This is a genomic window from Rhodococcus sp. RCBS9 (assembly GCF_029457415.1).
Taxonomy (GTDB): domain Bacteria; phylum Actinomycetota; class Actinomycetes; order Mycobacteriales; family Mycobacteriaceae; genus Rhodococcus_F; species Rhodococcus_F qingshengii.
Map to the genome: position 1 here is coordinate 247,103 of NZ_CP120422.1, position 19,169 is coordinate 266,271.

19 protein-coding genes and 1 tRNA gene are annotated in these 19,169 nt (G+C 62.3%); 14 read left to right on the forward strand and 6 right to left on the reverse strand.

Annotation, left to right across the window (positions count from 1 at the left end; all coding sequences use genetic code 11):
• The first annotated feature begins 186 nt into the window (after positions 1-186).
• From P0M12_RS01270 to P0M12_RS01280, 3 genes are all read left to right on the forward strand, one after another.
• On the forward strand, positions 187-1,446 hold the full coding sequence (locus P0M12_RS01270; protein WP_277377380.1) for a helix-turn-helix domain-containing protein: 1,260 nt from the start codon (positions 187-189) through the stop codon (positions 1,444-1,446).
• Between the two features lie 363 nt (positions 1,447-1,809).
• Positions 1,810-1,953 carry a hypothetical protein gene (locus P0M12_RS01275; RefSeq protein ID WP_003945326.1) on the forward strand — a complete coding sequence of 48 codons (144 nt, stop codon included), beginning with the start codon at positions 1,810-1,812 and terminating at the stop codon, positions 1,951-1,953.
• Between the two features lie 243 nt (positions 1,954-2,196).
• Positions 2,197-2,364: a hypothetical protein gene (locus tag P0M12_RS01280; RefSeq protein WP_003945367.1), complete on the forward strand. Its 168-nt coding sequence runs from the start codon at positions 2,197-2,199 to the stop codon at positions 2,362-2,364.
• Between the two features lie 154 nt (positions 2,365-2,518).
• Here the strand turns inward: P0M12_RS01280 and P0M12_RS01285 are convergent, their stop codons facing one another.
• Genes P0M12_RS01285 through P0M12_RS01295 form a run of 3 tightly spaced genes read right to left on the reverse strand, consistent with a single transcriptional unit; the run spans position 2,519 to position 5,119 of the window.
• The gene (locus P0M12_RS01285) at positions 2,519-2,764 is read right to left on the reverse strand and encodes a hypothetical protein (protein WP_003945295.1); all 246 of its coding nucleotides are present in this window, start codon (positions 2,762-2,764) and stop codon (positions 2,519-2,521) included.
• 13 nt (positions 2,765-2,777) lie between these two features.
• Positions 2,778-3,950, reverse strand: coding sequence for an acyl-CoA desaturase (locus P0M12_RS01290; protein ID WP_277377381.1), 1,173 nt, complete (start codon positions 3,948-3,950; stop codon positions 2,778-2,780).
• Positions 3,951-3,985: 35 nt separating this feature from the next.
• The gene (locus P0M12_RS01295; RefSeq protein WP_050656813.1) at positions 3,986-5,119 is read right to left on the reverse strand and encodes a ferredoxin reductase; all 1,134 of its coding nucleotides are present in this window, start codon (positions 5,117-5,119) and stop codon (positions 3,986-3,988) included.
• Positions 5,120-5,287: 168 nt separating this feature from the next.
• On the opposite strand from P0M12_RS01295, the gene P0M12_RS01300 reads away from it, so the two are divergent.
• The 3 genes from P0M12_RS01300 to P0M12_RS01310 all read left to right on the forward strand — a co-directional run bounded on the left by P0M12_RS01300 (position 5,288) and on the right by P0M12_RS01310 (position 7,755).
• On the forward strand, positions 5,288-5,983 hold the full coding sequence (locus P0M12_RS01300; protein WP_277377382.1) for a TetR family transcriptional regulator: 696 nt from the start codon (positions 5,288-5,290) through the stop codon (positions 5,981-5,983).
• 35 nt (positions 5,984-6,018) lie between these two features.
• Positions 6,019-6,858: an alpha/beta hydrolase gene (locus tag P0M12_RS01305; protein WP_003945355.1), complete on the forward strand. Its 840-nt coding sequence runs from the start codon at positions 6,019-6,021 to the stop codon at positions 6,856-6,858.
• A gap of 75 nt (positions 6,859-6,933) precedes the next feature.
• Positions 6,934-7,755 (forward strand): thioesterase family protein, encoded by an 822-nt coding sequence (locus tag P0M12_RS01310; protein WP_007733332.1) that lies wholly within the window; start codon positions 6,934-6,936, stop codon positions 7,753-7,755.
• Here the strand turns inward: P0M12_RS01310 and P0M12_RS01315 are convergent.
• The gene (locus tag P0M12_RS01315) at positions 7,745-9,106 is read right to left on the reverse strand and encodes an MFS transporter (protein ID WP_007733331.1); all 1,362 of its coding nucleotides are present in this window, start codon (positions 9,104-9,106) and stop codon (positions 7,745-7,747) included. The two genes, P0M12_RS01310 and P0M12_RS01315, sit on opposite strands and share 11 nt — an antisense overlap.
• A gap of 128 nt (positions 9,107-9,234) precedes the next feature.
• Here P0M12_RS01315 and P0M12_RS01320 point away from each other — a divergent pair, with 128 nt between their 5' ends.
• The 5 genes from P0M12_RS01320 to lysA all read left to right on the forward strand — a co-directional run bounded on the left by P0M12_RS01320 (position 9,235) and on the right by lysA (position 14,788).
• Complete coding sequence (locus P0M12_RS01320; protein ID WP_277377383.1) at positions 9,235-9,849, forward strand: PadR family transcriptional regulator; 615 nt, start codon at positions 9,235-9,237, stop codon at positions 9,847-9,849.
• Entirely contained in the window at positions 9,846-11,876 is a 2,031-nt protein-coding gene (locus tag P0M12_RS01325; protein ID WP_007733329.1) for an NADPH-dependent 2,4-dienoyl-CoA reductase, read from the forward strand. The genes P0M12_RS01320 and P0M12_RS01325 overlap by 4 nt, the downstream gene beginning before the upstream one ends.
• A 19-nt stretch (positions 11,877-11,895) precedes the next feature.
• Positions 11,896-12,699 carry a mycolate reductase gene (cmrA, locus tag P0M12_RS01330; protein WP_277377384.1) on the forward strand — a complete coding sequence of 268 codons (804 nt, stop codon included), beginning with the start codon at positions 11,896-11,898 and terminating at the stop codon, positions 12,697-12,699.
• Positions 12,700-12,871: 172 nt separating this feature from the next.
• Entirely contained in the window at positions 12,872-13,309 is a 438-nt protein-coding gene (locus tag P0M12_RS01335) for a hypothetical protein (RefSeq protein ID WP_007733324.1), read from the forward strand.
• 135 nt (positions 13,310-13,444) lie between these two features.
• Positions 13,445-14,788 (forward strand): diaminopimelate decarboxylase, encoded by a 1,344-nt coding sequence (lysA, locus tag P0M12_RS01340; protein ID WP_047270266.1) that lies wholly within the window; start codon positions 13,445-13,447, stop codon positions 14,786-14,788.
• Between the two features lie 19 nt (positions 14,789-14,807).
• Here the strand turns inward: lysA and P0M12_RS01345 are convergent, their stop codons facing one another.
• Positions 14,808-16,547, reverse strand: a complete 1,740-nt coding sequence (locus P0M12_RS01345) for a helicase HerA-like domain-containing protein (RefSeq protein WP_269613693.1) — start codon at positions 16,545-16,547, stop codon at positions 14,808-14,810.
• Between the two features lie 120 nt (positions 16,548-16,667).
• Here P0M12_RS01345 and orn point away from each other — a divergent pair, with 120 nt between their 5' ends.
• Both orn and P0M12_RS01355 read left to right on the forward strand, forming a co-directional pair.
• The gene (gene orn / locus P0M12_RS01350; RefSeq protein ID WP_024487359.1) at positions 16,668-17,267 is read left to right on the forward strand and encodes an oligoribonuclease; all 600 of its coding nucleotides are present in this window, start codon (positions 16,668-16,670) and stop codon (positions 17,265-17,267) included.
• A gap of 84 nt (positions 17,268-17,351) precedes the next feature.
• Positions 17,352-17,424 (forward strand) — tRNA-His (locus tag P0M12_RS01355).
• 233 nt (positions 17,425-17,657) lie between these two features.
• Here the strand turns inward: P0M12_RS01355 and P0M12_RS01360 are convergent.
• Positions 17,658-18,068, reverse strand: coding sequence for a MerR family transcriptional regulator (locus tag P0M12_RS01360; protein WP_209447745.1), 411 nt, complete (start codon positions 18,066-18,068; stop codon positions 17,658-17,660).
• Positions 18,069-18,123: 55 nt separating this feature from the next.
• Here P0M12_RS01360 and P0M12_RS01365 point away from each other — a divergent pair, with 55 nt between their 5' ends.
• Positions 18,124-19,086, forward strand: coding sequence for an oxidoreductase (locus P0M12_RS01365; RefSeq protein ID WP_209447746.1), 963 nt, complete (start codon positions 18,124-18,126; stop codon positions 19,084-19,086).
• The last annotated feature ends 83 nt before the right edge of the window (positions 19,087-19,169 follow it).

Sequence of the window (19,169 nt, forward strand, 5' to 3'; positions counted from 1 at the left end):
TTTGTCCATTTCACAGTTGGACGATCGTTCATGTGGTAGAAATCACAACGCCTGGCGCAATTCGATCCGCAAATTTCCGCGGCGAGTATGCCCCCGAACAAGGCCTCAGCGTGTACCCCGCTTCGTAACGCGCCGAGCCTCCGGGTGCCTGTGCCAGGCGACGCACCTGTCTAGAGGAGGCCACCCATGTCCCCAGCGCTGCTGAACAACCCGGGACCGCTCATGTTGGGAGGCAAGCCCGCCTCCACAGCGGTCAACGACGTCATCCCACTGGCAAGCGATCTCGTAGATCACCTGTCCCGTGCCAACCCGACGTTGACTTCCCTCCAAACGGAGGCAGTACGTCGGGAACTGATTGCGGTGATCGTGCAGGGGCTCCAAGTGGGGATCCAGCTATTGGATCACCGCAAACTTCCCACCGACCAAGAGTTGGACGGCATTCACACGATGACCGCCCAACAAGCATTGAAAGGCGTGCCACTCAGCGCGATCCTCAACTTGACCAACGAGGGCATCAGCACTTTTCGCACCCTCATCCTCAGCCGGGCCGACGCCGAGGACTCCGCCAATCTCGGGGATCTCAACGAGTTCTTGTTCGCACTTGCGCAGCGGCTTCACTCGTTCATCTCGATCAGCTATCTCTCGGCTCTTCCAGCCGGTTCCCAACTCGGGGAATACTCCGCCGGCGCCCTCGTGAAGGCCATGCTGGACGGCGACGATCCCACCCAGCTTGCGTTGCAGATGGGCGTTGAACTCGCACCCCGCTATCTCGTCCTGCGGCTCCTGGTGAACCTGCCGCCCATCCGCCCGGGAGCACGCAACGGCAACCACCAGCGCATACAGGCCTACCGTGACCTCTCCGTCGCTCAATCGAAAATCGCGGCCCACTTCGGGTCGGCACTGCTCGAAGCTCCTGCACCGCAACGTGGTCTGGTGCTGATCGAGGGCACGCCCGACTGGGGAACAGTGTGCGAGGTCATCCAACGCGCACGCGCGACGGTCGGGGTGGAGATCACAGCAATCGCCGAGAACGCCGCGGTACGAGATATCGCCGCCGCCCAAGCAACCACTCACGAATTGGCGCAACTCGTGCGGCGCCTGAGACTGCCGGCGCGGTCCTACCGAATGGAAGACCTCGCGCTCGAGTATCAACTCACTCGGGGTGGCGCAGGCCGCGACAGCTTGATCAATCTTCTCAAGCCACTCGACGGCAATCCGGAACTGCTGCAGACATTGTCCATACATCTCGCCAACGGCCAGCATCGTCAGCGCACCGCGTCGGCGCTCGGCCTGCACACCAACACCGTCGACAATCGAATCAAGCGCATCGCAACCCTGACCGGATTGGATCCGGCCCTGCCCTCTGAACTGCTCAAACTGCGCGCTGCCATGATCTCGCTGACCTTCGCAAGCACTGATGTGGACAATCGTCCAGCGAAAATGTGAACACTCACATCCTCGCTATTAGCTGTCCACGTGTGGCGCCTGGACCCCACTTTTCCGCTCCGAACCGGGCTATAAAAGTGTGGTGCGAATCACCGCGCAAACCAGTAACAATTAAGGGGAAACACATGATCAACGGCCAGGATAACGCTCTCCTCGGTGCCTTCTTCGACACCATCCTGCAGCTCTTCAACGCGGGCAGCACCGGCACGGGCTCGACGGATGGCGGCGGCGTCTCCTAGGACGAATCTCGGGCCCTGTGCGAGAGAATCTCTCGCACAGGGCCCGCTCCAAGCCGCCTGACACTGTGATGGCGGTGACCACGGTGACCACCACGTCGCCACCGCTGAAACCAGGAGCAAGCACATGATCGCCGCACCAACCACAGGCGCTTTGGCCGTCGTTTTGAACACCGTCCTACAGATGTTCAACGCCGGCAGCAGTTTCCTCTACACCGACAACTCTCCGATTGGCGGCGGCGGCGAAACTCCCACGACGCCTGCTCCCTGATCGACTTACCCGCTCGCATCACACAGTCGCGGCACAGACAGGAACCACCGTGATAAACCAGCACACCCTGGGCAGCCTGGTCATCGACTTCGGCTCACTCTCCCGAGCACTCGGCTTCGGCAACGGCTCCATCGTGTCGCTCGGCAGCACCGGAAGTGGCTGAAACAGCCCGCCTGACCACGTCGACGATCCCGTCGCCGCTCACCTTCTCACCACATCTCGAAACAGAAAGCAGGTCCCCCTGTGCCTACAATTCCGCTCACCGGCGACCCCATCGTCATCAACATCATCGTCCAGCTACTGAGCGCGGGCAGCAGCAATGCACTCGCACTGGGCGGAGTCGGTAGCAGCGGTCTCGGTAGCACCGGGCTCGGCAGCTTCGACTCGGCGAGCCTCGGCAGCGCTGCTTAGGACCTCACTTGTGATCGGCGTTCGATCCGCGTCTTCGGCCGCCGAGGCAGTCCACGAAACCCGCGTTGCCCTCCGTCATCTGTGACGGAGGGCAACGTGGTCGTTCAGGCGAGACGGCTCGCGGTTGCGCGATCAGGCCGTCCGCCGCGGTGAATCAACGCCAGTCTTCAGGTGGATCGCTGTCGTCGTGCTCGATGGTCACGGACTCCGAACGATCGTCAGCTGCAGCCTTTTTCGCTGCTTCACGCATCTCGATTCCGTCGGACACCCAGTCGCCGATCTCGCGCGTCACGTCTCGAACGGCCCCGGCGATGATCATCGCGATCGAGCCCACGTGGTTGGCTGCACTTTCGGTCAGTTCCTGGACCGTGTCCTTGCGGCGTTCGAATTTCCCGACCATCAGTGTGTGCCTCTCAGGCTGCAGTTCGCTGGCGCTCGACGATAACACCGGGAGGGGTCGTCGACTTGACCAAACCGGGCGGAAGAGCGAGATTGAAGATCTTGCCCCATACCGAACCGATCTGCTTGAAGAACCCACCAGTGTTGTACGGCAAACCGTACTTCCCACACAATTCTTTCACCTGGGGAGCGAGTTCCGGATAACGATGCGCAGGCAGGTCCGGGAACAGGTGGTGCTCGATCTGGTGCGAGAGGTTGCCGGACATGATGTGGAAGAGCGGGCTTCCCTCGATGTTGGCGCTGCCGAGCATCTGACGCACGTACCACTGCCCGCGAGTCTCGTCGGCCGTCTCGTCCTCGGTGAAACTCTGGACACCGGTGGGGAAATGGCCACAGAAGATGATCGAGTACGTCCACACGTTCCGGACCAGGTTGGCGGTGACATTCCCCGCGAGAGTGGTCACGAACAGCGGCCCCGTGAGAACCGGGAAGATGACGTAGTCCTTGAGGACCTGCTTGCCCGCCTTGTTCCACCAGCCCTTCAGGAGCGGCTTGACGTCGTGCCACTTGCGTTTGCCCTGGATGACGTTCTCGATCTCGAGATCGTGCATCATCACGCCCCACTCGAAGAGCACCATCAAGGCGAAGGCCCAGACCGGATTACCGAGGTAATAGGGGTTCCACTTCTGCGCGTCGTCGATACGCAGGATGCCGTATCCGATGTCACGGTCTTTGCCGAGAATATTGGTGTACGTGTGATGCATGTAGTTGTGCGAGTGACGCCACTGGTCGGCCGGGCACACCGTATCCCATTCGAAGACTTCGGAATTGAGCCCTGGTTCACGCATCCAGTCGTACTGACCGTGCATGACGTTGTGGCCGATCTCCATGTTGTCGAGGATCTTGGACACGCTCAATGCACCGACTGCCGCGAGCCACACCGGAGGCAGGAAGCCGAGGTACATCAAGCCGCGACCTGCGACCTCGAACCCGCGCTGAGCCTTGATGATCTTGTAGATGTACTCCCGATCCTCCGCCCCGAGCGAGGCGACGGTGCGATCGCGCAATGCGTCCAACTCGCGGCCGATCTCCTCGACCTGCTCGTACGTCAGGACGACGGGAGCGTCGTCCTTCGCATCGGAACCGTTGCCGAGGAACGGGAGGGTGGGAAGTGAAAGTCCAAACATGTCGGTCTCCAGACAGTCGTGTGGAAAATGGGACTTCAGATGTCGACGGTGACGTCGCCGACGGGAGCACTGACGCACAGCTGGATCTTCTTGTCCGGCTCGTCGTCTGTCTCACCGGTGCGCACGTTTCGGGTACGGCCCGCCTTCTTGACGGAGGTGCAGGAGAAGCAGATTCCCATCCGGCATCCGTACTCGGGATTGAGGCCCGCAGCTTCTGCTTGTTCGAGAAGTGTTTCGCCGGAGTTCTCGGCCGCCACCCCACTTTTGGTGAATGACACCTCGCCGCCGGCCTCCCCCGGCTCGGCCACCGCCGGCGCGAACTCCTCGGTGTTGAGCAAGTGCTCGACGTCGACCTCACGGAACACCTCACGCACTCCCCGCATCAGTCCGGGAGGTCCGCAGAGATAAGCCTGAGCGTCGATCGTGTCCGGATCGGCGATCCAAGGAGCCACCGCGTCGAGGTGCCCGCGATCGAAGAAACCTTCGAGGTCACCTCCACCGCTTTCGGTGTACACGAGTACCAGTTTCACGTTCGGGTTCTGCTCGGCGATGGTCTTCAGCGCGCGCGTGTACGCCACGTCGGCATCGGTGTTCGCGTAATGCACGAACACGATCTCGCCCGAGTGCTGCTCCTCCACCAGCGTCCGAAGCATCGACATGACCGGGGTGATTCCACTGCCGCCACTGATCAACAACACCCGACGCGGGCGGTCGACGGGAAGGGAGAACACCCCGTCTGCCTGCGAGAGGCTGACAACGAGCCCGGGCGCTGCGTTGGCGTACAGATACTGCGACACCAAGCCACCCGGATGCGCTTTGACGGTGAGCTCGATCAGCCCGCTGCGCGTAGACGCGCCCCCGGCCGGCGAGTAGCAGCGAGTGTGACGAACACCGTCGATCACCACGCCCAACTGCACGAACTGGCCCGCCTGAAAACCGCGCCACTGGCGAGTCGGGCGCAGCGTGAGAGTGACGGAGTCAGCCGTCGGATGGTCGACGGCGACAACCTGCGCGCGGATGTCACGAACGGTCGCCATCGGGTTGACCAACTCGAGGTACCGATCGATCTGATGTGGAGCGGCCATGGCTTCGATCAGTCCCACCAAGGACAGCCCGCGCCGAGGTGTGGACTTCGGTGTCGTGTTCTCAGGAGCAGATGCGATTGTCATGACCCTCCTCGTACTTCGATTGCCGGGTGTATCGATTGCTGGGCTAGCTTCCCCCGACTGCGTGAATTCAGTGTACAAATGTTCACCGAAGATAGTGTGACAGGTGCACACAAGTACATGTCAACAAGAATGTGATCCGAGTTACACGAGTTGCCGAAAGGAGCCGGAATGCCTGTACATACACTCGACGTCGTGACGAAGGCCGGACCGGTGAACCCAGAGCGCAGGGAACCCGACAACAGGGAGCCGGAAAGTCGTGCCGCAAAGAAGGAACGCACACGCCAAGCACTCCTGGACACTGCCATGGACCTCTCGGCCGATCGCGGCTTCGCCGGAATCAGCCTGCGAGAGGTAGCCAGGGAAGCCGGGATCGTTCCGACGGCGTTCTACCGCCACTTCGCTTCACTGGAGGACGTCGGTGTCGTCCTCGTCGAAGAGAGCATGCGCATGTTGCGCCAGATGCTGCGCGACGCAAGGCGTAATCCCAGCACCAAGGACGCCGCTACGTCACTGGGCATCCTTGTGCGACAAGTGCATACACACGAGCGACAGTTTCGCTTCCTCTGCCGCGAACGCTACAGCGGCGTCAGTGAGGTACGACGTGCGATAGCCACCGAAATGCGGTTGTTCGTCAGCGAACTGACCATCGACCTCTCCAGAATTGCCGGACTGGAAAGCTGGTCGACGGACGATCTGGAAATGGCTGCCGACCTGATCGTCTCGACGATGTTCAGCGCTGTCGTCGAACTGCTGGACGCCGGGACGGCCGGGTATCGCGACGAAGCCGCCGTCATCACACGAGCCGAGAAGCAACTGCGAGTCATCATGCTCGGAATGGCCACCTGGAATCCACCTCGAAACTGACCTCGGGTTCACCTTTTCGACGTACGGTGAGAGTCATGTCTTCCACGAGTACATACGAAATCCCCGTTGGCGACCTCACCTTCGACGTACTGATCTCGGGCCCGGACGACGGCATTCCGCTGGTAGCGCTGCACGGCTTCCCGGAGAGCGCCGCATCCTGGGGCAAGGTCACACCACTGCTCACCGCAGCGGGCTACCGCGTTATCGCACCGAATCAGCGCGGTTACTCCGCCGGCGCACGCCCCGAAGGGGTGGATGCCTACAAGATCGAGCACCTGGTAGCCGACGTCGTCGGATTGCTCGACGCACTCGGCCTGTCCGACGCGCATCTGGTCGGCCACGACTGGGGTTCGGCGGTCGCCTGGCAGGTCGCCGGTCGCCATCCGAACCGGATCCGCAGTCTGACCGCGATCTCGGTCCCGCACCCCACCGCCTTCGGCTGGGCACTCCGCGAGGACGAGGACCAAAAACAACGCTCGTCGTACATCGGACTTCTCCGACAGGAGGGCAAAGCCGAGGAAGTGTTGTCGGAGGACAACTTTCGCCGGCTGCGCGCCATGTTCGACGGCCAGATCGATCCTGAATTCGCCGACGAGCACATTCGTGTCCTGAGCGGGGAGGGCGCGCTGACCGGCGCCTTGAACTGGTACCGCGCGATGACCCGCGACTTCGGCGACATCGATCGCACCACCGTGCCGACCACGTATGTCTGGAGCACCGGCGACACAGCGCTCGGCCGCGCAGGCGCAGAACGCTGTGGTGAATTCGTGGACGCCCCCTACGAGTTCGTCGTGCTCGACGGCGGAAGTCACTGGATTCCGGAAGAGCGAGCCGAAGAGTTGGCCGAGGCGATCCTCGCACGTGCAGGATCCTGATCGCCGCGACGAATTCGGCTCTATGTATGTTGTCATACATAGAGCCGAATTGATTCCATCACCAGGAGTTCTGCGATGACCGAGACCGTTGCACCACCCCATCCTTTCGACGCTGCTGTCGGATTGACGCCACTCACCGCCGGCTTGTCGACCGGCGAGACCAATCCGGCGTACAACAACATGGTCGGGCCGTTCGGCGGCGTCACCGCTGCCACGTTGCTCGAATCTGTACTGAAGCACCCCGAACGCCTCGGCGATCCGCTGTCGTTGACCGTCAACTTTGCCGGTCCGATCACCGAGGGCGCCTTCGAGATCTCCGCCCGGCCGGTGCGCACCAACCGCTCGACGCAGCACTGGTCCATCGAACTGTCTCAGGACGGAACCGTCGCCACTACCGCGACGGCAGTGTTCGGCACCAGGCGTGAAACCTGGTCGTCGACCGAAATCACGATGCCGGAAGTTCCGTCGGCCGAAGACGTTACGCTGCTGCCGTTCCCCGAGTTCATCGCCTGGGCACAGAACTACGAGATGCGCTTTGTCGAAGGTGCGATCCCCGACCTGGAGTCGGGTGAGCATCCCGACTCGACCACGACACTCTGGGTGCGCGATCAACCGGCACGCGCTCTCGACTTCACGTCGCTGACCGCACTGTGCGATGTCTTCTTCCCACGAGTCTTCTTGCGCCGAGGCAAGATGGCTCCGGCTGGAACGGTCTCGATGACCATCTACTTCCACGCCGACGCTCAGACGCTGACCGAACAGGCAGACAATTCCGTCCTGGGAACGGCGCGGACCCAACGGTTCGGAAACGGATACTTCGATCAGTCGGCCGAAATTTGGGGCAGTGACGGCGCATTGCTCGCTACGACACACCAGTTGGTCTACTTCAAGGATTGACGGGAAGCGCACTGTCCCCTTCCGGCGCCTTCACCATCGACAATGCGGCAAGACCGACGCCGAGAACCACCAGCAGTCCGATGATGCCGGCACGGTCTGCACCGAAGAGCCAAGCGAACAGGCCGAACAGTGTCGGTGCCAAAAACGACACTGCTCGGCCTGTGGTCGCATACAGGCCGAACATCTGACCTTCACGCCCAGGCGGGGTGATGCGCGCCAAGAAGGTTCGTGCCGACGACTGAGCGGGCCCGACGAAGAGGCAGAGCGCGAGACCGAAGATCCAGAACATCACCGGCCCTGACACCGCGATCAGGATCGCGCCGACCACGATCATCGACGCCAGCGAGACGGTGATGACCTGTTTCGGTCCGATCCGATCGTCGAAGCGTCCGGCCACCAATGCACCGATTGCGGAAATCACGTTGGCCGCGACACCGAACAGTAGGACGTCGGCAGCGCTGATTCCGTAGACGTTGACAGCCAGCACGGCCCCGAAGGTGAACACGCCCGCCAGACCGTCACGAAAGAGTGCGCTCGCGATCAGGTACCAGATCGTGCGCCTGTCGACGTTCCAGAGTTCGCGCAGATCGCGCCACAACACCCGATAGGAGTCGAGGAACCCGGCCTTGGACGCTCCCGGATCGACCGCGGGGCTGGGCAACTCTGGAACCTTGAAGAACACCGGAATTGCGAAGACCGCGAACCACACTGCAGCCAGCAGTGCCACCATCCGGATGTTCATGCCGCCGTCGGTGGTCAATCCCAGGAATCCCCGAGTGTCACCGTCGCCGACGATGAACCCGAAGTAGCACAGCAACAGCAGCACGATTCCGCCGAAATATCCCATGGCCCAGCCGAAGCCGGAGACTCTACCCAGATTCTCCGGTGTCGACACCTGCCGCATCATGGCGTTGTAGGGAACGCCGGCAAGCTCGAAGATCACCGAACCGATTGCGAGCAGAACCAATCCGAGCCACAGATAGCGGTAGTTGTCTTCGACGAAGTAGAGGCCCGCCATCGAGAGCACGGTGATGCCGGTCAGTATCGCGAGCGAGAGTTTACGTTTACCCGACGCATCGAAACGTTGTCCGGTGATCGGAGCGAGAATCGCGATGAAGAAGCCGGCGATTCCGAGTGCCCAGCTGAGCCACGTAGTTGCCGAAATCGTGCCGGGAAGGTCGTCACCGACCGCGTCGGTGAGATAAACCGAGAAGACGAACGTGAGGATCACTGCGTTGAATGCGGCCGATCCCCAATCCCACAGCCCCCATGCGAACACTTGACTCTTCGTGGCCGCACCGCCGATGCCTGCGGGTGGCTCTGCCTGCGTGCTCGTGGACTCGGCGCTCATACGGCGAAGCCTAACTGCGCGCGGGCGACTCGGCGCCTCTCTCCGAAGTCGACATACAAGACGCTCTATGCACCCGAGTTAGTACGCACTTAGTTGCATACGCACCTGAGTGCATAGATACTTTTTCCATGGCACTCGAACATGCGTTGCTCGTCTCCCTTTCCGAACAGGATGCGTCGGGATACGACCTCACACGCCGGTTCGACAAGTCGATCGGCTTCTTCCACAGCGCGACGCACCAGCAGATCTACCGAGTCCTCAAGCGAATGGACGAGGCAGGCTGGGTGGAGGTGGAGCCCATCGCGCAGGACGGCCGACCGGACAAGAAGATGTACCGCGTCAGCGATGCCGGCCGCGCCGAACTGACCCGATGGATCGCAGAGCCGTCCGAACCGAACCACCTGCGCAACGAGTTGGCCATCAAGATCAGGGCCGCTGCGCACGCCGATCTCCCCGCTCTACGACGCGAAGTCGCTCGCCACCGCGACGGCCACGCCGCCCGCCTCGACGTCTACCGACTCATCGAAAAGCGTGACTTCCCCAATCCAGCAGCGCTTTCCGGCTCTTCACTGCACCAGTACCTCGTACTTCGCGGCGGCATCCGCGTCGAAGAAGGATTCACCGACTGGTGCCAGGAAGTTCTGGACGCATTGCCCACTGGCGAGTACGCCACCGAAGACACCGGCGAGTACGCCACCGAAGACACCGGCGAGTACGCCACGGAAGGACATCTTCAGTCATGACGGATACACAGTTCCCCCGCCTGCTCGAACCGCTCGACCTCGGATTCACGACGCTGAAGAACCGCGTCGTCATGGGATCGATCCACACCGGCCTCGAAGATCGCGCGAAGGACACCGACCGCTTGGCCGAGTACTTCGCCGAACGTGCCCGTGGCGGAGTCGGCTTGATCATCACCGGCGGCTACGCGCCCAACCGCACCGGTTGGCTCTTACCCTTCGGTGCCAAGCTGACCAACCGCATCGAAGCGCGCCGTCACCGCCGGATCACCAAGGCGGTTCACGACGCGGGTGGAAAGATCGCCATGCAGATCCTGCACGCCGGCCGCTACAGCTACCAGCCGTTCAGTGTCTCCGCGTCGTCGATCAAGGCGCCTATCAATCCGTTCCGTCCGCGCAAGCTGACCGGCCGTGGGGTGCGTTGGCAGATCCGGAACTATGTTCGCTGCGCGCGTCTGGCCAAGTCCGCGGGTTACGACGGCGTCGAAATCATGGGCGGTGAGGGCTACTTCATCAACCAGTTCCTCTGCGAGCGCACGAACAAGCGCACCGACCAGTGGGGCGGCAGTTCCGAGAACCGTCGACGCATGGCAGTCGAAATCGTGCGACGCACACGCAAGGCCGTCGGCCCGAACTTCATCATCGTGTTCCGGTTGTCGATGGCAGACCTGGTCGAGGGCGGTCAGACCTGGGATGAAATCGTCTCGTTGGCAAAGGAAGTCGAAGCTGCCGGCGCCACGATCATCAACACCGACATCGGATGGCACGAGTCACGGGTGCCCACCATCGTCACCTCGGTTCCCCGAGCAGCCTTCGTGGACATCACGAGCAAGCTCGAGAAGCACGTCGACATTCCGGTAGCCGCCTCGAATCGGATCAACATGCCCGAGACTGCCGAAGAGATCCTCAACCGCGGTGACGCGCAGTTGATTTCGATGGCCAGGCCGATGCTCGCCGATCCCGACTGGGTGAACAAGGCAGAACGCGGAGCGTCCGACGAGATCAACACGTGCATTGCCTGTAACCAAGCCTGCCTCGACCACGCCTTCGTTCACAAGCAGGTCTCCTGCCTGCTCAATCCGCGCGCGGGCCGTGAGACCACGTTGATCCTCTCCCCCACCCGGCGGACCAAGAACCTCGCCGTCGTCGGTGCCGGCCCCGCCGGACTTTCCGCAGCACTCAACCTTGCTCAGCGTGGTCATTCGGTCACGTTGTTCGAGGCCTCGGACAAGATCGGCGGGCAATTCGGGATCGCACAGCTCATTCCGGGTAAGGAAGAGTTCGCCGAGACCATTCGCTACTACACCCGCATGCTGGACGTGGCTGGAGTGACGGTCAAGCTCGAAACCCGCGTCGCACCGGCAGATCTCATCGGCTCCTTCGACGAAGTCGTGGTTGCCACCGGCGTGACGCCGCGGGTTCCCAAGATCCCCGGCATCGAGAACCCGAAGGTGCTGACCTACGCCGAGGTCGTCCGAGAGGGCAAGCCCGTCGGCAAGTCCGTCGCCGTCATCGGCGCCGGCGGCATCGGCGTCGATGTGAGCGAATTCCTCACGCACCCCACTTCCCCCACTCTTCATCTCAAGGAGTGGAAGCAGGAATGGGGCGTCACCGAACCCGAAATGGCCCCGGGCGCTCTCACCACTCCGGTACCAGAACTCTCCGAGCGGGAGGTCTACCTCCTCCAACGCAAGCCAGGACGCATCGGCGCCGGCCTCGCGAAGACCACCGGCTGGGTCCACCGGGCGGCCCTCAAGAACAAGGGCGTCCACGAGCTCTCGGGCGTCAACTACGAGCGCATCGACGACGCCGGCCTGCATATCACCTTCGGTGAGAAGCACGAGAAGCCCCGACTTCTCGAGGTCGACACCATCGTCATCTGCGCCGGGCAGGAGTCGGTTCGCGATCTCGTGGACGAATTGACCGTCGCGGGTGTGGTGACCCACATCATCGGCGGCGCGGATGTCGCTGGCGAACTCGACGCCAAGCGTGCCATCGAACAGGGCACACGACTGGCCGCGAAGATCTGACCGGCTACGCTGACTGATCGTGAGCCTGCCGACACCCACAACCACAGCCCGCGCCGTAGTGACCGGCGCCTCCTCCGGCATCGGAGAGGCACTGGCCGCTGATCTGGCATCACGCGGACACTCCCTGATCCTCGTTGCCCGTCGTGGCGAGGTCATGGAGGCCCTCGCCGAGAAGCTTCGCGCCGCGCACGGCGTCGAGGTGGAGGTCCGTGCATCGGACCTCTCCGACAGCGCGGCGCGTGCCGTTCTGGTCGAGGAACTCGGTGGCCGCGACATCAGCATCCTGTGCAACAACGCCGGTATCGCCACCTTCGGGCCGATCGCCGAGCTGGACCCGGCCTACGAGCGCGACCAGGTCGAGCTCAACGCCGTTGCAGTGCACGATCTCACGCTGGCCGTGCTGCCCGGCATGCTCGCGCGCAAGTCCGGAGCCATCCTGATGGTCGGGTCCGCGGCCGGCAACATGCCGATCCCCAACAACGCGACGTACGCCGCCACCAAGGCGTTCGTGAACACCTTTGCGGAATCGTTGCGAGGTGAACTCAAGGGCACCGGAGTGAACGTCACCCTGCTCGCCCCAGGCCCCGTACGCACCGAAACCCCGGACCCGGCCGAAGCGTCGATCGTCGACAAGCTCGTCCCGGACTTCTTCTGGATCTCGAGCGAGTACACCGCCAAGGTCTCGCTCGACGGCCTGGCCGAGAACAAGATGCGCGTCGTACCGGGCATCTTGAGCAAGGCGATGTCCGTCGCGGGCGGTTACAGCCCGCGTGCCGTCGTTGCGCCCATCGTGGGCGCGTTCTACAAGAAGCTCGGCGGCTGATTCACTCAAACTTCTCAGAGCAGGCCATAGCAGACCATATAGTCGGTTAATGGCGATGCGAAGAACACTGGCAGTCGGGGCAATCCTTCTTTTGACCGGAGGGTTGCCCTTACTGCTGCCCACGGCAGCGAATGCATGTTCGTGCGCATCATCGGCTACCCCGGAAGAAGCCGTGAGCGTCTCCAGCACCGTTTTCCTCGGAACTCCGACGGAGAAAACTTCGGACGGATTCGAGGACACCTACCTGTTCGACGTCAGCCGGGTCTACAAAGGCGATCTGGCATCGGTGACGTCGGTGGGGACACTCGCGAACGGGAACGGTTGTGGCACAAGCTACGTGCTCGGCACCGAGCAGCTGATGTTCGTTTCTGCGCCGTACGACGTCGACGCCGAGCACGAGGGGCACCGCTGCGGGCCGGCTACCGAAACCGGGTTCGACATCCAAGCGGCGGTCGAGTCCGTGTACGGCGCCGGTTACGCCCCGAGTGCCGGCGGAACTCCGTCCGTTGGTGTGTCCGCCGACCGATCGACGGTCATCGGCGGAGGCGCCGCGGTGGCATTGCTCGCGGTGCTCGGTTGGTTCGGATGGAAGCGCCGGCGAGCACAGTAAGTCGAGGACGTCAGGGCCGCGTCAACCTCGTTCGGCGGCGCGTCAAGTAAGCGTCAAGATCCGCCCCACCGGTGATCTTCGGGAGTAGATCTGAAGGTAGCCCGCAACACGGCGGGTCACCTTCAGGAGATCGACGTGACGCTACTCGAAATCTTCCCCTCCCTACGCGGCGCAATGACACCGCGTATGGATCCTGCGTTGTGGCCCATCAGTACTCGCCACGACCACAGCGGGCGTGTCTGCATCGGCGACGTCTCCCTCGAAGAGATCGCGGACCAGTACGGCACACCGACGTACGTCGTCGACGAGGCGGACGTGCGGCACCGCTGCCGCACGTATCGAGAGATCTTCCCCGACTCGGAGATCGTGTACGCCGGCAAGGCACTGATGATTCGAGCGATGGCTACCTGGGTCTCCGACGAGGGACTCGGGGTGGATGTCTGTTCCGCCGGTGAACTCGCCGTCGCGCTTGCCGCGGGCGTGGACCCCAACCGAATCATCCTGCACGGCAATGCCAAATCGGTTTCCGAACTGAGGGCGGCGGTCAACGCGGGTGTCGGCCGGATCGTCCTCGACTCCCCCAGCGAAGCGGTACGGCTCGCGTCGGTGTGCACCCACCGACAGAAGGTGTTGGTCAGAGTCACACCCGGCATCGACATACACGGACACAAGGCAGTGTCCACGGGCATCGTGGACCAAAAGTTCGGCCTACCAGCGTTTTCCGAAGAACTGGAACATACGGTATCCGTCGTCGCCAACGCGACGCACCTGCAGCTCATCGGCCTGCATTGCCATCTCGGCTCCCAGATCACCGATCCCGAACTCTTCCGCCCCGCGATCGAGACGATGATCGCACAGATGGACGACATACGACGCACGCATCGAATCATCCTCACCGAACTCGATCTCGGCGGTGGCCATGGGATCGCCTACGTGCCGGGAGATGCCCAATTGGATCTGACCCGCCTCGCTCACGTCATCGACGAAACTCTCGACGACGCGTGCACCCGAAACCGCTTCCCTCGCCCCGAAATCGTGCTCGAGCCTGGCCGAGCGATCGCTGCGCGGGCCGGAGTCACGCTCTATCGCGTACAGAACATCAAGTCGATCAGCGGGGGACGAACCTTCGTCTCCGTCGACGGCGGGATGAGCGACAACCCTCGGGTGTCGTTGTACGACAGCCACTACGACGTCGAACTGGTGAACCGACATTCGCGCGCACCGCTCCAGGAAGTAACCGTCGCCGGGCGACACTGCGAATCGGGCGACGAAATTGCCGTCGGAGCAAGGCTTCCCGCCGACCTACATGAAGGTGACCTGTTGGCAGTGCCGTGTACGGGCGCATACCACCACAGCATGGCCTCCACCTACAACAGCGTCGGCCGGCCGCCGGTCGTCGCCGTGCTGGGCGGGATTGCGCGGCCGTTGATCAGGCGCGAATCGATCAACGACCTGCTGGCCCGCGAGGTCGGCATCTGACCTCGCGGGCGCCTGAGCCTCAGCGCCTGCGGCGACTACCGGTGCCGAAGATGTTTCGCGAAATCTCGCGTCCCGCAGCCGAAGCCGCCGAGCGCAGGAAACTCTTGACAGCCGAGTTGCCCAAGATCTGCTCGGCGATGTTGGGGCCCTCCGGCTCGGCCGGCGGCGGTGGCGGCAGATCGGGCAGCGACGGAAGATCCAGGGACTGATCCGCCGTCGGAGCACCGGCCACCTTGGCCGTCAGCTTCTCGTACGCCGACTCGCGGTCGATGGTCTGGCCGTACTTCTGATTCAGCGGACTCGACGACGCGGCCGCCTTGATCGCGTCGTTGCCGATGGTGTCCATCAGCGACCTCGGAGGACGAATCTTGGTCCAGGCCACCGGCGTCGGCGCACCCTTTTCCGAGAGTACGGTCACGATGGCTTCACCGATGCCGAGTGAAGTCAGTGCCTTTTCCAGGTCGTAGTGCTCGGTTTTCGGGTACGTGCGGACGGTCTTGTTGAGGGCTTTCTGATCGTCGGGCGTGAAGGCACGCAGGGCGTGCTGAACCCGCGCACCCAACTGTGACAGCACCGAATTCGGAATGTCGGTCGGAAGTTGCGTGCAGAAGAACACACCGACGCCCTTGGAACGAATGAGCTTGACCGTCTGTTCCACCTGCTGAAGGAAGGCCTTCGACGCGTCCGCGAACAGAAGGTGCGCCTCGTCGAAGATGAACACGAGCTTCGGCTTGTCCAGATCTCCCTCTTCGGGCAGCGTCTGGAACAGGTCCGCGAGCACCCACATCAGGAAGGTGGAGAACATTGCCGGGCGCGCCGCCTGGGCACCGAGTTCGAACAGCGTGATCACACCGGCACCGCCGACGACACGCAGCAGATCCTCGGTTTCGAGTTCTGGTTCACCGAAGAAGGTGTCACCGCCATCTGCTTCGAGGTTGACCAACGCGCGCAGAATCACTCCCGCCGTCGCCGAGGAAACTCCGCCGATACCCTTCAGATCGGCCTTGCCCTCAGCGCTTGTCAGGTGGGCGATGACCGAACGCAGATCCTTGAGGTCCAGCAGGGCCAGGCCCTGAGTGTCGGCCCAGTGGAAGATCAGCCCGAGTGTCGATTCCTGGGTCTCGTTGAGGCCCAACACTTTACTGAGCAGGATCGGCCCGAAACTGGTGATGGTCGCGCGCACCGGGATACCGATTCCGTCCGTTCCCAACGACAAGAACTCGACTGGCATCCCAGCGGGAGTCCACGAATCGTCGCCCGTCTCGACTGCGCGAGACTTCATCTTCTCGCTCGGATCCCCCGCCTTCGACAGACCCGAGAGATCGCCCTTGACGTCGGCCATCACAACCGGCACACCCGCGGCGGACAGCTGCTCGGCGATGCCCTGCAACGTCTTGGTCTTGCCGGTACCCGTCGCACCGGCGATCAGACCGTGACGGTTGATCGTCGCCAACGGAATCCGCACCCGTGCGGTGGGATCTGCCACACCGTCGATAACCACCGAGCCGAGCTCGAGTGCCCGCCCCTCGGATGAATAGCCCGCCGCGATTTCAGCGGCAGCACCCGAGGGCGCCTGAGCAGCGGGGGTGGCTCCGGCCGATGCTTCGGCCTCAGCGGCAGCCGCTTCCTTCTCTGCTTCCTCAGCTGCTGCAGCGGCTTCAGCTGCAATCCGAGCGGCTTCGGCAGCGGCAGCCTTGGCAGCTTTCGCCTTCTCCGCCGGCGTCGGCGGCGCTGCTCCGTCCTTCGGATCCACGGTCATCGAAAAGCCCTCCTCGTTGCAATGCGGCGAAGTTCTTGTCATCACCCGAACGCCGTCTTACACACGTCGAGTTTCCACCGCAGACCTTATCCCGCGCCCGCGCGCACTACTGTGTTCCTGGTGCAGGACAAATTGGTATGGATCGATTGCGAAATGACCGGGCTGCGACTCGAGTCGGACAAACTCATCGAGATTGCGGCTCTGGTGACCGACAGCGACTTGAACATCTTGGGCGAAGGTGTGGACATCGTCATCCACGCCGACGACGACGCGTTGGCTGCAATGCCCGACGTCGTGAAGAAGATGCACGCAAAGTCGGGACTGACCGAAGAGGTTCGTAAGTCGACGGTCACCCTCGCCGAGGCGGAGAAAGAGGTGCTCGCGTACATCCGCAAGCACGTTCCCGTCGCCGGTACGGCTCCCTTGGCGGGTAATTCCATCGCCACCGACCGCGGATTCATCTCACGCGACATGACGGCACTGGACACATACCTGCACTACCGGATGATCGACGTCAGCTCCATCAAAGAACTCTCCCGCCGCTGGTACCCGCGAATCTACTTCGGCCAGCCCGAAAAAGGTCTCGCCCACAGGGCACTCGCCGACATCAAGGAATCCATCCGCGAACTCAAGTACTACCGCGGCACTGCATTCGTCGCGGCGCCCGGACCGTCGAGCGCGGAGATTGCAGCCGTCGTAGAGGGCTTGGGTCCCGCCTGACCTGCCGATTGGCTTCCTGACCGACTTTCGCGCTAGTATCTCTTTCGTCAAAGCAGCCGGGTCAAACCGGTGGCCGAGGCAATGGTGGGCGTAGTTCAGTTGGTAGAGCACCAGGTTGTGATCCTGGCTGTCGCGGGTTCGAGTCCCGTCGCTCACCCAAGCGGAACCCCCGAGAATGTCGGAAGACATTTTCGGGGGTTCTTTTGGTTTGTGCGCCAGCCCCAATCTCCCCTTCCACAGCCGGGTGGGGTGGCGACCGCGACAAATCGCGCGCTCCCGAGCAACCCGTGCCCGAGCCGAGCGAACGTACCTCTGGTCGCCTCAGAAAGACCGAAAGCCACTTTCGCTCACATCGGGGTGGCCGGAACGCCGCAAATCACCCACCCGAAATCACTCGGGCGACGGTTGCGGCTCCCAGACACCTGCGACGGTCCCCTCGCGAACGTGTCGCTCGTATGCCGAGACCTTGTCGTGGATGACGGTCAGGTTGTCCTGCAGCGCAGAGATCCTGGATCGAATCAACTCCTCATGCGACTGCAAAAGTGAAAGCCGCTCCTTCTCGTTTCCTGGACCTGACCTGACGAGAGCGGCGAATTCGCGGATCGTGGCGATCGGCATACCCGAGTCTCGGAAGCGATTGCACAGCTTCAACCAAGCGACATCGCTTTCGGAGTACACCCGACGCCCACCTGCCGAGCGCGCCACCTCGTGAACGAGCAATTCCTCACGTTCGAAGTATCGAAGGGAATCGATACTGATTCCGGTCCGGACAGCGACGTCACCGATTGACAGTTCGCGCATTGCCTGGCGACCTTTCCTTGACCTGGAGTGCACTCCAGATTTTACGGTCGCAGTCATGAATTCCATCCAGCGCAAAATCAACACCGGATTCTCCCGAGTCTCCACTGCCGACGACGTACTTGCCGGACAAGATTTAACGGGCACTACGGTTTTGGTCACTGGCGGGTACTCCGGACTCGGATATGAGGTTTCGCAGTCACTTTCTTCGGTCGGGGCGCGAGTTGTAGTTCTTGCCCGCCGACCAGAACAGGCACGGAACGCGGTGGCCGACCTTCCGGGTATCGAAGTGCGAGCGTGCGACCTGTCGGACCCGAGCAGTGTCAGATCGTGTGCGCGAGAAATTCTCGAATTCCGGATCACTCCGGACATCATCATCTGCAATGCGGGGGTCATGGCCTGCCCGGAACTCCGTGTCGGCTCCGGATGGGAATCACAATTCGCGATCAATCACCTCGGGCACTTTGTACTGGTGAACCTGCTTGTGCCAGCCATGCCCGCAAACGGTTCTCGCGTAGTCGCTGTCTCGTCGGCGGGACATTTTCTGTCGGGAGTGCGTTGGAATGACATACATTTCCGCAACGGTTACGACCGCTGGCTTGCGTACGGTCAAGCCAAGACTGCAAATGCTCTATTCGCTGTACAGCTGGCGAGTTCCGGTGCTTCACGCGGTATCAGTGCGTTCTCCGTCCATCCCGGGAGCATCCTCACTCCGCTTCAACGTCACTTCTCCACATTGGAGAAACACGATCTCGGATGGACGACGTCGAATGGCGACGCCGTGCCGGGGTTCAAGACTCCCTCCCAGGGCGCCGCTACAACGGTGTGGGCAGCGACGGCACCGATACTCGCCGATCACTCCGGCGCGTATCTCCAGGACTGCAACATCGCGGACGTCGCGCAGACCGATGACATGAGCGTCGGCGGAGTGAAACCTTGGGCTACCGATCCCGCCGACGCACGCAGATTGTGGGCACTGTCCGCTGAGATGACCGGAGTGGACGCGTTCGGTCGACGCTGACACCGAGCGAACGTACCTCCCGTCGCCTCAGATAGACCGAGAGGCACTTTCGCTCACAACAGGTGTACAGATGCAGAATGCCC

Bases quoted from the DNA above. Each gene is read 5' to 3' on its own strand.
- P0M12_RS01270 (WP_277377380.1), top strand. From the start codon at position 187: ATGTCCCCAGCGCTGCTGAACAACCCGGGACCGCTCATGTTGGGAGGC.
- P0M12_RS01275 (WP_003945326.1), top strand. From the start codon at position 1,810: ATGATCGCCGCACCAACCACAGGCGCTTTGGCCGTCGTTTTGAACACC.
- P0M12_RS01285 (WP_003945295.1), bottom strand. From the start codon at position 2,764: ATGGTCGGGAAATTCGAACGCCGCAAGGACACGGTCCAGGAACTGACC.
- P0M12_RS01290 (WP_277377381.1), bottom strand. From the start codon at position 3,950: ATGTTTGGACTTTCACTTCCCACCCTCCCGTTCCTCGGCAACGGTTCC.
- P0M12_RS01295 (WP_050656813.1), bottom strand. From the start codon at position 5,119: ATGACAATCGCATCTGCTCCTGAGAACACGACACCGAAGTCCACACCT.
- P0M12_RS01300 (WP_277377382.1), top strand. From the start codon at position 5,288: ATGCCTGTACATACACTCGACGTCGTGACGAAGGCCGGACCGGTGAAC.
- P0M12_RS01305 (WP_003945355.1), top strand. From the start codon at position 6,019: ATGTCTTCCACGAGTACATACGAAATCCCCGTTGGCGACCTCACCTTC.
- P0M12_RS01310 (WP_007733332.1), top strand. From the start codon at position 6,934: ATGACCGAGACCGTTGCACCACCCCATCCTTTCGACGCTGCTGTCGGA.
- P0M12_RS01315 (WP_007733331.1), bottom strand. From the start codon at position 9,106: ATGAGCGCCGAGTCCACGAGCACGCAGGCAGAGCCACCCGCAGGCATC.
- P0M12_RS01320 (WP_277377383.1), top strand. From the start codon at position 9,235: ATGGCACTCGAACATGCGTTGCTCGTCTCCCTTTCCGAACAGGATGCG.
- P0M12_RS01325 (WP_007733329.1), top strand. From the start codon at position 9,846: ATGACGGATACACAGTTCCCCCGCCTGCTCGAACCGCTCGACCTCGGA.
- P0M12_RS01345 (WP_269613693.1), bottom strand. From the start codon at position 16,547: ATGACCGTGGATCCGAAGGACGGAGCAGCGCCGCCGACGCCGGCGGAG.
- P0M12_RS01360 (WP_209447745.1), bottom strand. From the start codon at position 18,068: ATGCGCGAACTGTCAATCGGTGACGTCGCTGTCCGGACCGGAATCAGT.
- P0M12_RS01365 (WP_209447746.1), top strand. From the start codon at position 18,124: ATGAATTCCATCCAGCGCAAAATCAACACCGGATTCTCCCGAGTCTCC.